Below are 13,460 nucleotides of genomic sequence, written 5' to 3' on the forward strand. Positions count from 1 at the left end.
GAGCCACGCGGTTCCGCTGCCCGATACCCTACCCTTAGAATTCTATATCATCGCCCGGCAGTATATCGCCATCGACGGATTCGGCGACCGCCGGCGGGGCGGCTGCTTCCTCTTCGTCGTCCGTCTCGGGTGCCCGCACGCGCACGTCGATGATCTTTGCGCCCGGAAATTGCGCCAGGATCGCCGCGACATCGGGGTCTTGCCGTGCATCGGCGACTCGCTGCTTCTGGGCGTTTGCTTCTGCTTCGACAAGCGTCGGCTGGCCCTCTTCGCGGCTCAGGCTGACGATCCAGTGGATGCCGGTCCATTCCTTCAGCTTGACGGCAAGCTCATTCAGCAGCGTGCCGGGAGCACCGGGGGCCAGGCTCACATCGAGCCTTCCCGGCTCCAGCTTGACCGGGCGCACGAAGGTGCGCACCAGCGCCTTCATCTTCGGATCGCGCTTCTGGCTCGCAAGTTCGGCGATATCAGCCATCGAATTGACCGGCACGAGCGGCTTCGGCGCTTGGGCTGGTTTCGTCTCGATGCGGCCAACGGGCTGCGAATCCGGCTGTGTATTCGGCACGGCGCGCAACATGGCGACCGGGGCGGAAGGTGCAGGCCGTGGCGCCGGCGTTTCGACCGCGCGGGCCATGGCGCTGCCCTGATAGGACACTGCTCCGCCGCCATTGCCGCCGCTCGGAGATGGTGAGGGGCGGGAGCCGCCATTGCCGTCGGAAAATTCGGCAAGCCTGCGCGCCGCATCTTCGGGTGCTGGAAGGTGGGCGGCATGCGCAAGACGGATCAGCACCATTTCGGCAGCGCCGGCGGTGCGCGAGGCATTCTCAGTCTCGGTAATGCCCTTGAGCAGCATCTGCCAGATGCGGGAAAGTGCCGTTACCGCGACCCCTTGCGCGAATTCCGCCGCTTTCGTGCGCTCGATTTCGCTGAGCGACGGATCGTCGGCGGCATCGGGCACATATTTGAGGCGGGTCACGAGATGGGTGAAATCGGCAAGGTCGGTCAGCACGACGACAGGGTTGGCGCCGGCCTCGTACTGGCCGTTGAATTCGGCCAGTGCCGCGGCGACGTCGCCTTTGACGATGTGGCCGAAGAGATCGACAATGCGGGCGCGGTCGGCAAGTCCAAGCATCGCGCGTACCGCATCGGCAGCAACATAGCCGCTGCCATGGGCGATCGCCTGGTCGAGCAGCGACAGGCCGTCGCGCGCCGAACCTTCGGCGGCGCGGGCGATCATGGCGAGCGCTTCCGGCTCGGCCTCGATGCCTTCCTTGCCGGTGATGGTGGTGAACAGGCTGACGAGATCGGAGGCGCTGATGCGACGCAGGTCGAAGCGCTGGCAGCGCGACAGCACCGTGATCGGAACCTTGCGGATTTCGGTGGTGGCGAAAATGAACTTCACATGCTCGGGCGGCTCTTCCAGCGTCTTCAGCAGCCCGTTGAAGGCCGCCGTCGACAGCATGTGCACTTCGTCGATGATGTAGACCTTGTAGCGGGCCGAAACCGGCCGGTAGCGCACCTGCTCGATGATTTCCCGGATATCGTCGATACCGGTGTGGGAGGCGGCGTCCATCTCGATGACATCGACATGCCGGCCTTCCATGATCGCCTGACAATGCTCGCCGGGTTCGCGCAGGTCGATCGTGGGCCGATCGACGGCAGCGGTCTTGTAGTTGAGGGCGCGGGCCAGGATGCGGGCGGTGGTGGTCTTGCCGACACCGCGAACACCGGTCAGCATATAGGCCTGGGCGATGCGGCCGGTCTCGAACGCGTTGGTCAGCGTGCGAACCATCGGCTCCTGGCCGACCATCAGGTCCGTGAAGTCCTTGGGTCTGTATTTGCGGGCCAGCACCCGGTAACCGGTGCCGGTCGAGGCGGCATCTTTTGCTTGTCGCTCGCTGTCGCTCATCGCCCTGCTTTTTGCCCGGTGCCCTGCTTGTCGCCCGGAAAGCCGGGTCCTGCTTTCGGAAAGGGTGGGAGGCTGGCACGATGACCCGTGCCGGGCTCGTTAGGGCTGCTTCCTTCCGGACCTGACCCGGTTGGCGAGTGGCTCGTCCACCACCAACCTCCCGGATGCACATATCGGCAATATCGTCATCAAAAGCAAGCCAAGGTCAAAAAAAACTGCTAAACATTTGATAAAACAATGGAGGATGCCCCCTTGAAGGAGTTTACGCTCGACGACCGTCTGGCGAATGACAGCGTTTCCGTCGCCATCACCGGCCTGTGCGACGTGCGGCTGATGAAGGATAGCCGCTGGCCGTGGCTGGTGCTGATCCCCCGCAGGCCCGGCAAATCGGAGGTTTTCGAGCTGACCCCGCTCGACCGGATCCTGCTGACCTTCGAAACGGATAAGGTCGCAAGCGCCCTGAAGACGGTGACGGGGGCGACAAAAATCAATGTCGGGGCACTTGGAAATATCGTCCGTCAGCTTCATGTTCATGTGATTGCGCGGTTCGAAGGTGATGCCAACTGGCCAGGCCCCGTCTGGGGCTACGGCAAGGCCGAACCCTATTCGGACGAAGACATGAACAACCTCATAGCCAAGTTGCGGGAAACGCTTTCACAATGAGCCATTCCATCTTTTCCTCGGATGCGCCGCATCCCGAAGCCAGCAGTCTCACCGCCTTTGCGGAAAACCAGCTCAACCGGGATGCCGAGCATCGCGACGAGGAATCGATCAAGCAGGCCCTCGCCAAGGACGGCACGCATATCCTGGCATTCGCACAGGATCGGCTTGTCCTGAAGCATGACGGGCAGGTACTCGACCCGCTGTTTGCCCGCTACGAGCTGCAGGAACTCGATCCGAATTGGGAGGAAGCCGTGTTGCTCGGCTATCGCAAGACCGGCGAGCCCAGGCTTGCCGTGCCGGTGCGGGTCAATGCCGACGAGCTTGCCAGCCAGTATAAGCCCGCCGACATGCGCTCCCTCTGGCGCGACCTGCTGCTCGAAGGCGAAATCCTGGGCGAGGCCGCTCAGGGCATGAGCCTCCTCCGCTGGAATGGTGACAACCGCTTCTGCGGCCGCTGCGGCTCGGTCATGGACAGCCGGATCGGCGGCTACAAGCGGGTCTGCACGGCCTGCGAACATACGATCTTCCCGCGCACGGACCCTGTGGTCATCATGCTTTGCATCGACGAGGAGAGGAATCGCTGCCTGCTCGGCCGCAGCCATCATTTCGCGCCGGGCATGTATTCCTGTCTCGCCGGTTTCGTCGAACCGGGTGAAACCATCGAGAATGCGGTGCGTCGAGAGACGCATGAGGAATCCGGCATTCATATCGGCCGCGTGCGCTACCATGCTTCCCAGCCCTGGCCCATGCCGCATTCCCTTATGATTGGCTGCTATGCCGAGGCCAAGTCGACGGACATTCATATGGATGAGGCCGAGCTCGAGGATTGCCGCTGGTTTACCCCGGAGGAGACGCTCGCCATGCTCGACCGCGTCTCGGCTTCCGGCAACACATCTCCGCCCAAGGGCGCCATCGCCCATCGCTTGATGCGCGACTGGGTGGAATGGAAGCGCTAGGACTATCCTGCCATGGCCCGCTCCGAACGCTTGCTGACGCTGTTGCAGACGCTGCGGCGCTATCGTCGTCCGGTGAGCGGTGCCGTTCTGGCGGAGGAAACCGGCGTCAGCCTGCGCACGCTCTATCGCGATATCGCCAGTCTGCAGTCGCAAGGGGCTATGATCGAGGGCGAGCCCGGCATCGGTTATGTTCTGAAGCCCGGATTCATGCTGCCGCCGATGATGTTTTCGCAAGACGAGATCGAGGCGCTGGTGCTGGGGTCGAGATGGGTAGCGCGAGCAACCGATGCCCGCTTGGCGGCAGCCGGAACCGATGCTCTCGCCAAGATCGCTGCCGTTCTGCCTCCAGAGATGCGCGAGGCGATCGATCAGGCCGCCGTGGTCGTCGGCACGCGCCGCATCACGGAAGACAAGGCCGATCTCTCCCTGATGCGCAAGGCGATCCGCACCGAACGCATGGTGCAATTGACCTATGGCGATGTGAACGGCGCCATTTCCACCCGCCGTATCTGGCCCTTCGCGCTCGGCTATTTCGACAATTCCCGCATCATCATGGCATGGTGCGAGCTGCGCCAGGATTTCCGCCATTTCCGCGCCGACCGCATCGTCGATTTCGCGGTGCTCGAGGCGCGCTACCCGCGCCGTCGCGTCGCGCTTGCAAGAGAATGGCAAGCCAAAGAGGGTATTGCCCATAATTGACTGGCTGGCGCGATGCTACTGCCAGAAACTGTCAGTAGGGATAGTTATAATCGGCTCCATCCAGACAGGAAGGAGGACCGATCATGGCAAGCAGCGTTTTCATCACGATGAAAGGAATGCATCGCGGCGACGTCGAGGCGCACAGAGGCAGGCACCGGTCATGGCTGGATCGTCTTTCTGAGATCGCGCTTGGCTATTTCACCCGCCAGTGGAATCGCCTCGATATCGAAGAAGTACCGGATTCCGTGAAACGGGATCTGGGCTTCCTGGACGGCTGTGCTCCGTATCGAGAGGAAGATCGGATGCACTGAGGCCGGTCGCGGGAGCTCGTCGCGGCCTTCGCGATAACGACATACGCATAATCAAACATCCGAGCGCAAGGCGCTGATCTCAACAGTGCAATGCTCTTTGGAAGCGCATCTTCGCAAGCACCCAACCAGGCAATGACACGGTCATCTCCGGCGAACTTTGTTCCGTTCGCCGGCCTTATCCGCATGCCCTTAATTCCACCAAAACAAGAGGAATATCCAAATGACAAGCCCCAACCTCATCATCTTCTACGTCAAGGACCCCGGCGAAAGCACGCCGTTCTATCGCGATCTCTTCGGCCGTGAGCCGGCCTTCGCCTCGCCGAATTTCGTAGCCTTTGCACTCGACAACGGCCTCAGTCTCGGCCTCTGGCGCCGCAGCAGCGTTGAGCCGCAGCCTTCCGCCATCGGCAATCGCGGCGAACTGGGCTTCATGGTCGAAGGCGCCGGTGCCGTCGAGCAGCACTACAGGGATTGGAAGGCACGCGGCCTACCGATCGCGCAGGAACTGACGACGATGGATTTCGGCCCGACCTTCGTCGTTCTCGATCCCGACGGCCATCGCCTGCGCGTTTGTGAGCCGGATAAGTGAATTCATGCCCTGCCTGCCCCTCACCTTAGCCTCTCTCCCCGCTTGCGGGGAGAAGATGGCCGCCCTTCGGCAAGCTCAGGAGGTCGGATGAGGGGCTTGAGATGATAGGCAAAGGCTATTTCATAACATCAGCTTGCGGAACCTCGCGTCCTCCGTTTGTGTTGACTTCCAGCATTTGCAAAGACACTGATCGATGCACCCAAAACCACGCGAGGAACAGTTGCTCCATCATATTTCATTCGGTGTATCCGATATCGAGAAAGCCGCCGCCTTCTATGACGCAGCATTTGCGCCGCTCGGTTATGTCAGGGTTTGGGAAGACTTGACCCCCGGCGATCCCGACCAGGCGATCGGATATGGCCCGCCGGGTGGCGGCGATAAGTTCGCCATCAAACTGCGCGGCAAAGAGGCTCATGCACCAGGCCCAGGCTTTCATCTCGCCTTTACTGCACAGGGCCGCGAGGCTGTCGTCCTGTTCCATCAGGGCGCATTGGCTCATGGCGGCAAGGATAATGGCGCACCTGGTGTTCGACCACATTACGGGCCGGCTTATTTCGCCGCCTTCGTCATCGATCCGGACGGGCATCGCATCGAGGTCGTGACCAACGCCGAAGGATAGCTAGCCGTGGAATTGTAGCGGTTTAACCACTCGCCCTCGGGGTTCAAGGCTTTGCTCTTCGAGCTCCGCACCTCACCACGAGGACTGATCTTTTGTGCCTCGCCACAGGGCGTTATCCGCCTCGTGGTGGGGAGCGGCGCCGTCAAGCGCGGCGAAAACGGTGCTGCCTCGAACCACGAGGTGGCCCGGGTTCGCGTCGAATGTTAGAGATCGCCCCGCGTCGGATGACCCTTGTAGACGCCCAGGATCCGGACCTTTTCGGAGAAGAAACGCAGTTCCTCCAGAGCGCGGCGCACATGCGGATCCGAAGGGTGGCCCTCGATGTCCGCATAGAACTGCGTTGCGACAAAACGGCCGCCGAGCTGATAGCTTTCCAGCTTCGTCATGTTGATGCCGTTGGTGGCGAAGCCGCCGAGCGCCTTGTAGAGGGCGGCTGGAATGTTGCGGACGTTGAAGACGAAAGTCGTAACGATCTTTTCGTCCGCCGAACTGCGTTCCGTCCAGTCCTCGTCGCGCGACAGGATGACGAAGCGCGTCATGTTGTTTTCGGTGTCTTCGACATTCTCGGCAATGATTTCCAGCCCATAGAGATCGGCCGCAAGCCGCGGCGCCAGCGCCGCCATGCTGCGGTCGCCGGTTTCCTTGATCAGCTTGGCAGCCCCCGCCGTATCGCCGGCAATGACAGGCTTCCAGCCGTTGGCGCGGACGATGTTGCGGCATTGGCCGAGCGCATGGATATGGCTATGCACCGTGCGGATTTCTTCCTTCTTTACGCCTGGCAGCACCATCAGCTGGAAGCGGATCGGCATGAAATATTCGCCGACGATATGCAGGCGCGATTCCGGCAGCAGATGATGGATGTCGGCGACGCGGCCGGCGATCGTGTTTTCGATCGGGATCATGCCGAGATCGGCATCGCCGTTCTCGATGGCGGTAAGGGCATCCTCGAAGGTTTGGCAGGGCAGCGGCTCCATGGTCGGGAACATGTCGCGGCTGGCCATGTCGGAATTGGCGCCGTACTCGCCCTGGAAGGAGATCTTGTTGGTCTTGGTAATCATGGGACTGCCCTTGGGGGAATGCCGTCAGAGAGAAGCGGCGGAGAGGATGCGTCTGGCCTTTTCGAGGTCGGCGGGAGTATCGACACCGAGCGGGACCGTGTCAACGATCTCGACATCGATGCGCATGCCGGCCTCCAGCGCCCTCAGCTGCTCCAGTGATTCGCGCAATTCCAGCGTCGATGGGCCGAGGCTCACGAATTTCGCGAGTGCAGCGCGGCGGTAAGCGTAGAGGCCGATATGGTGATAGAGCGGTCCCTTGCCGTAGGGGGCGGTCGTGCGGGTAAAATAGAGCGCGCGCAGGCGGCTCTCCGAGATCGGCGAGCCGATGACCTTGACGACGCTCGGCGCAGTCTTTTCTTCTTCGTCTTTGATCTCGACGGTCAGCGTCGCGATGTCGACGGCCGGATCTTCCAGCGGGCGCAGCGAGGCGCGGATGGTTGCTGGATCGATGGTCGGCAGGTCGCCTTGCACATTGACGACAATCTCCGCGCGACCTTCAGGATCGACCGCCTGCAGCGCCTCGTAAATGCGGTCCGAGCCGGATTGATGGTCGGTGCGCGTCATGACGACCTCGAAGCCGGCATTGGCGACGGCGGCATAGGTATCCTCATGGTCGACGGCGACGACGATGCGACCGATCGCCGCCTCGCGCGCGCGCTTGGCAACCTGTACGATCATGGGCAGACCGCAAATGTCAGCCAGCGGCTTGCCCGGCAGGCGCGTGGAGGCCATGCGGGCGGGAATGAGGACCAGCGTCTTGTCTAAATTCGGATCAGTCATTGTTGGGCCTTCTATTCCCGAGGGAAAAGTGTCAAAACGTCTCACGGTGGAGACCGTTTACAGAGTTGCAAGAAACAGCCAAAAGACATAGGTTTCGCGCGAATTCAAGATGGGCCGGCGGAGGATGCCGGCGGCGAGGGGAGCATAGCAGATGAATTCATCCTACGTGAACATGGGTGTCGGGGCGCTTCTGGCCACGCTGTTCGTGTTGAAGTCCGTGTCGCTCGCGTCAGGATTTATTTTCCATTCAGAGACACCGGAAAAACCCGGTTTCGCGATTGTTGCGACCGAGGAGCCGGCTGCAGGCGGTGACAAGGGTGCGGCCGCCAAGGCGGAAACGCCGATCGCCCAGCTGCTGCAGAAGGCTGACGCCAAAGCCGGCGAAGCCATCTTCAAGAAGTGTCAGGCCTGTCATTCCGGAGAGAAGGGAGGACCGAACAAGGTCGGCCCCGATCTCTGGGGCATTGTCGACCGTCCGGTCGCCGAACACGAGGGCTTTGCCTATTCCGCCGGCATGAAGGAATTTTCCAAGGGCGGTTCGGAAAAGTGGACCTATGATCATCTCTATCACTTCCTCGCAGCTCCGAAGAAGTTCGTCGCCGGTACGGCGATGGGCTTTGCCGGTCTGCCGAAGGAAGAGGACCGCGCCAACGTGATCGCCTATCTGCGTACGCTGGCCGATACGCAGGTGCCGTTGCCGGATCCGAACGCACCGGCCGCTACGAACTGAGATAATCTGAATGATGGATTGAAACCCGGCTGCCAGGAGCCGGGTTTTTCATGCTGCTGTTCAGACCGAATGGCGGCGTGATTTCGTTCTCTGATCGAGGTCGAAGACCTTGAGACCATCCACGGCGCTCGGAGGCGTGCGCCAGTCTTCCGCGGCCAGCGCCTTGCGGGCATCGCGCAAGCCGGCCTCCCAATGCTCGTTCATCGATAGCGCCGAAAACTCGTAGTCCTTCGAATGCGAGCGGAACTGCTTGTTGCGATAGATCATGTGAATAATGGTGACGCCATAGTCGGAGCAATGCTGCTCCAGCTTACTGATTTCCGGATCGGCTTTGGCCTCTTCTGGAAGGCGCGCATAAAGCTCGGATATTGCTCGCCGCAGGCGATGGCGTTCGAGAAAGAGATCGGTGTTGAGCCGGGTGCGGCTCGAATAGGTGATGTCCTTGCGCCGCTCTTCCACCTCTTCCAGGTCCTGCGGCAGCGGGCCGATGGCGCTGAAGAGATCGACCTGGAAGACGACCGTATCGATTGCGGCGCCGTTGCGTAGCACATAGGTCAGAGGCGTGTTCGAGACGAGACCGCCATCCCAATAATATTCACCGCCGATCTTGATCGCTGGAAAGCCGGGCGGCAGCGCGCCGCTCGCCATGACGTGCTCGGGCGCGATCTTGATGTCCCGGTTGTCGAAGAATGCGAAATTGCCGGTGCGCACATTGACCGCGCCGAGGCTGAGGCGCACCGGACCATGGTTGATCCGGTCGAAATCGACATGATCGAGCAGCGTCTGGCGCAATTGTTCGGTATCGTAGACACTGGTGGCACCCGCCGAGCCGCGCGCTTGAAACCAGGCCGGGAGCTGCCAGGGCGAGAAGAAGCCAGGCACGCCGAAGGTCGATACCCACCAGCTGCTGACGGTGCGATAGAAAGGGTTCGTTTCTCGCTGCCGCTCCATCAGGAGGTCGACCGGAAGCTGAATGGTGACCTTGTTCCAGAAGGAGCGCAGCTTCTCGAGCCGCTCGCCCGGCACGTTACCGGCCATGATGGAGGCGTTGATGGCGCCGATCGAGATGCCGGCGATCCAGTCTGGTTCGATATTCTGTTCTCTGAGCGCCTGAAAGGCGCCGGCCTGGTAGGAGCCGAGCGCGCCGCCGCCCTGCAGCACGAAAACCTTCTGTGAATAGGCGGCCGCTGGATTGGTAACTGGAGCTGCAATATTCATGTGCCATCCTTTGCTGCGCTCCGGGTGGGAAGGCCGGGATGCGCAAATATATGACCATTTTCCTGCCTGCTTCTCCGAATGTGGAGATATGCCATTGCAAGTCGGCGGATCCGGACCGGCGCTAGGCGAGCAGATAGGCCCAGAGCGACACCGAGAATGCCCCGAGCGCCGTCGTCAAGGTAATCGTCGAGGCAGCGAGACTGTGACCGACGCCGAAGCGATTGGCAATCAGCCATGCGTTCACACCTGTGGGAACGGCGGCGGTGAGCACGAGTGCTGCCCGCCATTCCGGGCTGAGGCCGAGCAGAAGACCCGCCGCCAGTACGCAGGCCGGCAGCAGAAGCAGCTTGAAGCCGGCAATCACGCTGGTGATGCCGAGATTGCCCGACAATCCGTATTGGCGCAGCGCCATGCCGAGCGAGATCAGCGCCGCCGGGCCGGCGATGTTGGCGATGCTGTCGACCACGGTGCCGAGCGTCGCGGGGATGGGAACGCCTGTGAGGTGAACGACAAGGCCGCAAAAGAGCCCGATGACAAGCGGATTGCGCACCAGGTTCCTGCCGACCTGCCGCAGCAATTCGCTGGTGCTGCGGCCGGCGCCGGCATTCTCCTTGCGCTCGGCCTGCTCCATCAGCAGCGTGCCGGCGATCATCATGGTCGGCAGGTGCACGGCAATCAGAATCGACATCGCCATGACGCCGTCCGGCCCGACGGTGCGTCCCACCAGCGGCAGGCCGATGAAGATCGTATTGGCGAAGGCGGATGAGACGCCGGCCAGCACGCCGATCCGTGCGTCCCGCCCGAACATCCGCGTCGCAACGATGTGGCCGGCAGCCCAGGTGACGGCGACACCGGAGAAATAGGCGAGCCATAGCCGAAAGGGCGAAGCACCGCGAAAATTCGCCTCGGCAATGGTCTGGAACAGCAGGAGCGGCACGGCGACCTTGAAGACGAACTCGCTCATTGCTTCGCCGACATCGGCTTTCAGCAGGCCGGTGCGCACGATGACCCAGCCGACGAGAATGAGCAGAAAGACGGGGAGGACGTCGATGAGAATTTCGGACATGCCGGGCGGGGGCCGTGAAAATCGGGGCTTAGGAAGAGCGATCAAGGAGTTGTAGCAGCTTGCTCAAAGCATGTCGCGCAAAAGTGCGGAGCGGTTTTGCGAAGACGACATGCACAAAATCAAAAGCTTAAAATACCAGGAACGGATCTGACGGATCGCGGCGCCTTGTAGGTGTGAGAACCTGTAAAAACAAAAAAGCGGGCAATGCCCGCTTGTGTATCCGGCCTCGCCGGAAAGTCCCCCCGGTGCACATGCCGCCAGTTCATCCGTGGTCGGCCCGCGTACCGGTGAGGCGGAAGGCATCATTCCTTCCCAGACTGGCTCGGAAGTCTTTCGAGCTTCCCATCCCAGCCGCTTGATAAGCATTTAAAGATAGAAAGTGACAGGCAAATGACTGATTGAGCTCAAGTTGGCCGTGCCGGCGCTGATTTTTCTTCCAAACTTCGGAAAAACCGATAATACCGGATACCGGCTATCACCAACACCGGGATCCTCCAATAGATGACTCGCTTCGATGTACTGACCGTTGGCAATGCCATCGTCGACATTATCGCCCGTTGCGACGATCAGTTCCTGATCGACAACAACATCACCAAAGCCGCGATGAACCTCATCGACGCCGAGCGCGCCGAACTGCTTTATTCGCGCATGGGACCGGCTCTCGAAGCCTCGGGCGGCAGTGCCGGCAACACGGCGGCAGGTGTCGCGAGTTTCGGCGGCAAGGCGGCTTATTTCGGCAAGGTCGCCGAAGACCAGCTCGGCCAGATCTTCGCGCATGACATCCGCGCCCAGGGCGTACACTACGAAACCAAGGCGAAGGGCACCTTCCCGCCGACCGCTCGTTCGATGATCTTTGTCACGGAAGATGGCGAGCGCTCCATGAACACCTATCTTGGCGCCTGCGTCGAACTCGGTCCGGAAGATGTCGAGGCGGACGTCGTAGCCGATGCCAAGGTAACCTATTTCGAAGGCTATCTCTGGGATCCGCCGCGCGCCAAGGAAGCTATCCGCGAATGCGCCCGCATCGCCCACGACAATGGCCGTGAAATGTCGATGACGCTGTCCGACAGCTTCTGCGTCGGCCGCTACCGCGACGAATTTCTCGATCTCATGCGCTCCGGCACCGTCGATATCGTCTTCGCCAATCGCGACGAAGCCCTCTCGCTCTACGAGACCGATGACTTCGAGAAGGCGCTGAAGCTCATTGCGGCCGATTGCAAGATCGCCGCCGTGACGACGGGCAAGGACGGCGCCGTCATCGTGCGCGGCAGCGAACGCTATGTCGTCGATGCCCACCCCATTGAGGAGCGTGTCGACACGACCGGCGCCGGCGATCTTTTCGCCGCCGGTTTCCTGTTCGGCTATACGCAGGGCCGTAGCCTGGAAGATTGCGCCAAGCTCGGCAATCTCGCGGCGGCCATCGTCATCGAGCAGATCGGCCCCCGGCCGATGCGGTCGCTCTCGGAGGCCGCGAAGGAATTCCAGCTGCTCTGACCGTCTTCAGATTCGCCATCAACAGCTCATGGAAGCCGCCTCCAGCAGTTCGCTGGGCGGCTTTTACTATAAATTCGCCGGGCAAGGCTCATTGCCCGAAGAGCCTCGCGGTTCCCGCCTCATACAGGATGAGGATGCCGAGCGCGATCAGCACGAATGGCACGACCCTGTGTCCGTGTCGCCTGATCGGTGCTCCGAACTTCGGATGATTGACGAGGGAATGGGCCGCGCCCAGCCACGCCGCCGTCAGCACAGCAAAAATGCAGCCTATGATCAGGGTCTCATAAGCCGAGCGGGTGGCGAAAAGCGGCGTGTAGATGCTGATATTGTCGCCGCCATTGGCGATCGTCACAAGGGCGACGGCCGCTATGTTGCCGTGCCCAGCCGAGGCCTTCCGGTGATCTTCCGCATCATCCCCTGTCTCGATACCATTCCAGATCTCCCACAACCGCTTCAGGCCGAAATAGATCGGAGCAAGGCCGAGCAGGCCGATATAGGCGGCGGGAATGACGAGGACGAGCAGCGAGGCGACGGCACTGAAGCCATAGAGCGCGCCGATGCCGAGATATTGGCCGATGACAATCTGGTTCAAGCGGAATTTGGGATCGGCAAAGAAACCGAGAAGAACGAAGATGTCGTCTATATTAGTCGAAACGAACGTGGCGATAGCAACGCCGAAGACGCCAAGCACATAACCCAAGATCGCCGCTCTCCCTTTGCGATACCGGATATATCACCGCGCCGGAAAATCGCGCGGCTATATTCACCGAGGAACGATGCGGGCTTGGTTACTTGAAGGCTTCGCCGGGGTAAGCGCCCCAGATCTCGGATTGCGCCACCCAGCCCTCGGTGCCGTCGGCGCTGACGAGGCACCAGTCGCCGGTGCATTCCTTGACGGTCATCATCACGCCGGGCTGAAGCTTGGCGATGACGGCGGCGGACGGTTGGGACTCACGGCGCATATTGACGAAGACGGCCTTGCCCTTGCCCTTCATCCAGGGCGCGGCAATCGCCGAACGCTGGCCCGACAGCAGCGACTGGTTGACCCAGCCTTCCGTGCCGTCGGCATCGCGCACGCGCCGCCAATTATCATATTCCTGGATAATTTCGACCGGAAGTCCCTGTTTGAGGTAGAGCCACGACACCGCATAATCGGCGCTCGGACCGATGCGCAGATTGACCCGCTTCGACTTCAGCGTGACGAAGCGCGGCAGCGGCAAGCCGCTCGGCCCCTTGGCCGCCTGGGCGGCGGCAAGATCCGCTGAGGCAGCGGCCATCATCAGGCCGATTGCGAAAATGGCGCAGGACTTCAATACTTTGCCACGCATGGGATTTCCGTTCGTTCGTCATAACAAAGGCGCCGTTCCG

15 protein-coding genes and 1 other RNA gene are annotated in these 13,460 nt (G+C 61.3%); 8 read left to right on the forward strand and 8 right to left on the reverse strand.

What is annotated here, in order from left to right; all coding sequences use genetic code 11:
* Window positions 1-34 precede the first annotated feature (34 nt).
* On the reverse strand, window positions 35-1,909 hold the full coding sequence (locus tag FHT84_RS28280) for a DNA polymerase III subunit gamma/tau (protein WP_183765381.1): 1,875 nt from the start codon (window positions 1,907-1,909) through the stop codon (window positions 35-37).
* Between the two features lie 64 nt (window positions 1,910-1,973).
* Window positions 1,974-2,070: signal recognition particle sRNA small type (gene ffs / locus FHT84_RS28285), an RNA gene on the reverse strand.
* 91 nt (window positions 2,071-2,161) lie between these two features.
* Here ffs and FHT84_RS28290 point away from each other — a divergent pair.
* The 6 genes from FHT84_RS28290 to FHT84_RS28315 all read left to right on the forward strand — a co-directional run bounded on the left by FHT84_RS28290 (window position 2,162) and on the right by FHT84_RS28315 (window position 5,746).
* Window positions 2,162-2,572 (forward strand): HIT family protein, encoded by a 411-nt coding sequence (locus tag FHT84_RS28290; protein WP_113250105.1) that lies wholly within the window; start codon window positions 2,162-2,164, stop codon window positions 2,570-2,572.
* Window positions 2,569-3,528, forward strand: coding sequence for an NAD(+) diphosphatase (nudC, locus tag FHT84_RS28295; protein WP_112340087.1), 960 nt, complete (start codon window positions 2,569-2,571; stop codon window positions 3,526-3,528). Before FHT84_RS28290 ends, nudC begins: the two co-directional genes overlap by 4 nt.
* Window positions 3,529-3,540: 12 nt before the next feature.
* A complete protein-coding gene (locus tag FHT84_RS28300) occupies window positions 3,541-4,227 on the forward strand; it encodes a YafY family protein (RefSeq protein ID WP_112340088.1) in 687 nt (228 codons plus the stop codon).
* 83 nt (window positions 4,228-4,310) lie between these two features.
* Complete coding sequence (locus FHT84_RS28305; protein WP_246698656.1) at window positions 4,311-4,538, forward strand: hypothetical protein; 228 nt, start codon at window positions 4,311-4,313, stop codon at window positions 4,536-4,538.
* Window positions 4,539-4,758: 220 nt separating this feature from the next.
* Complete coding sequence (locus tag FHT84_RS28310; protein ID WP_183765383.1) at window positions 4,759-5,127, forward strand: VOC family protein; 369 nt, start codon at window positions 4,759-4,761, stop codon at window positions 5,125-5,127.
* 220 nt (window positions 5,128-5,347) lie between these two features.
* The gene (locus FHT84_RS28315) at window positions 5,348-5,746 is read left to right on the forward strand and encodes a VOC family protein (protein WP_183765410.1); all 399 of its coding nucleotides are present in this window, start codon (window positions 5,348-5,350) and stop codon (window positions 5,744-5,746) included.
* A 203-nt stretch (window positions 5,747-5,949) separates the two neighbouring features.
* Here the strand turns inward: FHT84_RS28315 and FHT84_RS28320 are convergent, their stop codons facing one another.
* Window positions 5,950-6,804: a prephenate dehydratase gene (locus tag FHT84_RS28320; protein ID WP_112340092.1), complete on the reverse strand. Its 855-nt coding sequence runs from the start codon at window positions 6,802-6,804 to the stop codon at window positions 5,950-5,952.
* A gap of 24 nt (window positions 6,805-6,828) precedes the next feature.
* A complete protein-coding gene (locus tag FHT84_RS28325) occupies window positions 6,829-7,584 on the reverse strand; it encodes a 3-deoxy-manno-octulosonate cytidylyltransferase (protein ID WP_113250094.1) in 756 nt (251 codons plus the stop codon).
* Window positions 7,585-7,735: 151 nt separating this feature from the next.
* Here FHT84_RS28325 and FHT84_RS28330 point away from each other — a divergent pair, with 151 nt between their 5' ends.
* Window positions 7,736-8,314 (forward strand): cytochrome c family protein, encoded by a 579-nt coding sequence (locus tag FHT84_RS28330; protein ID WP_112340094.1) that lies wholly within the window; start codon window positions 7,736-7,738, stop codon window positions 8,312-8,314.
* Between the two features lie 60 nt (window positions 8,315-8,374).
* On the opposite strand, the gene FHT84_RS28335 is transcribed toward FHT84_RS28330, so the two are convergent.
* Together FHT84_RS28335 and FHT84_RS28340 are read right to left on the reverse strand one after the other, a co-directional pair.
* On the reverse strand, window positions 8,375-9,532 hold the full coding sequence (locus FHT84_RS28335; RefSeq protein ID WP_183765385.1) for a patatin-like phospholipase family protein: 1,158 nt from the start codon (window positions 9,530-9,532) through the stop codon (window positions 8,375-8,377).
* Between the two features lie 121 nt (window positions 9,533-9,653).
* Entirely contained in the window at window positions 9,654-10,598 is a 945-nt protein-coding gene (locus tag FHT84_RS28340; RefSeq protein WP_183765388.1) for an AEC family transporter, read from the reverse strand.
* A gap of 501 nt (window positions 10,599-11,099) precedes the next feature.
* Between FHT84_RS28340 and FHT84_RS28345 the strand changes: the two genes are divergently transcribed.
* Complete coding sequence (locus FHT84_RS28345; RefSeq protein ID WP_113250092.1) at window positions 11,100-12,092, forward strand: adenosine kinase; 993 nt, start codon at window positions 11,100-11,102, stop codon at window positions 12,090-12,092.
* Window positions 12,093-12,180: 88 nt separating this feature from the next.
* On the opposite strand, the gene FHT84_RS28350 is transcribed toward FHT84_RS28345, so the two are convergent.
* A complete protein-coding gene (locus FHT84_RS28350) occupies window positions 12,181-12,783 on the reverse strand; it encodes a cadmium resistance transporter (RefSeq protein WP_285166490.1) in 603 nt (200 codons plus the stop codon).
* A gap of 97 nt (window positions 12,784-12,880) precedes the next feature.
* The gene (locus FHT84_RS28355; RefSeq protein WP_113250090.1) at window positions 12,881-13,420 is read right to left on the reverse strand and encodes an SH3 domain-containing protein; all 540 of its coding nucleotides are present in this window, start codon (window positions 13,418-13,420) and stop codon (window positions 12,881-12,883) included.
* Between the last annotated feature and the right edge of the window lie 40 nt (window positions 13,421-13,460).

Source organism: Rhizobium sp. BK289 (genome assembly GCF_014193575.1).
Lineage (GTDB): Bacteria > Pseudomonadota > Alphaproteobacteria > Rhizobiales > Rhizobiaceae > Rhizobium > Rhizobium tropici_C.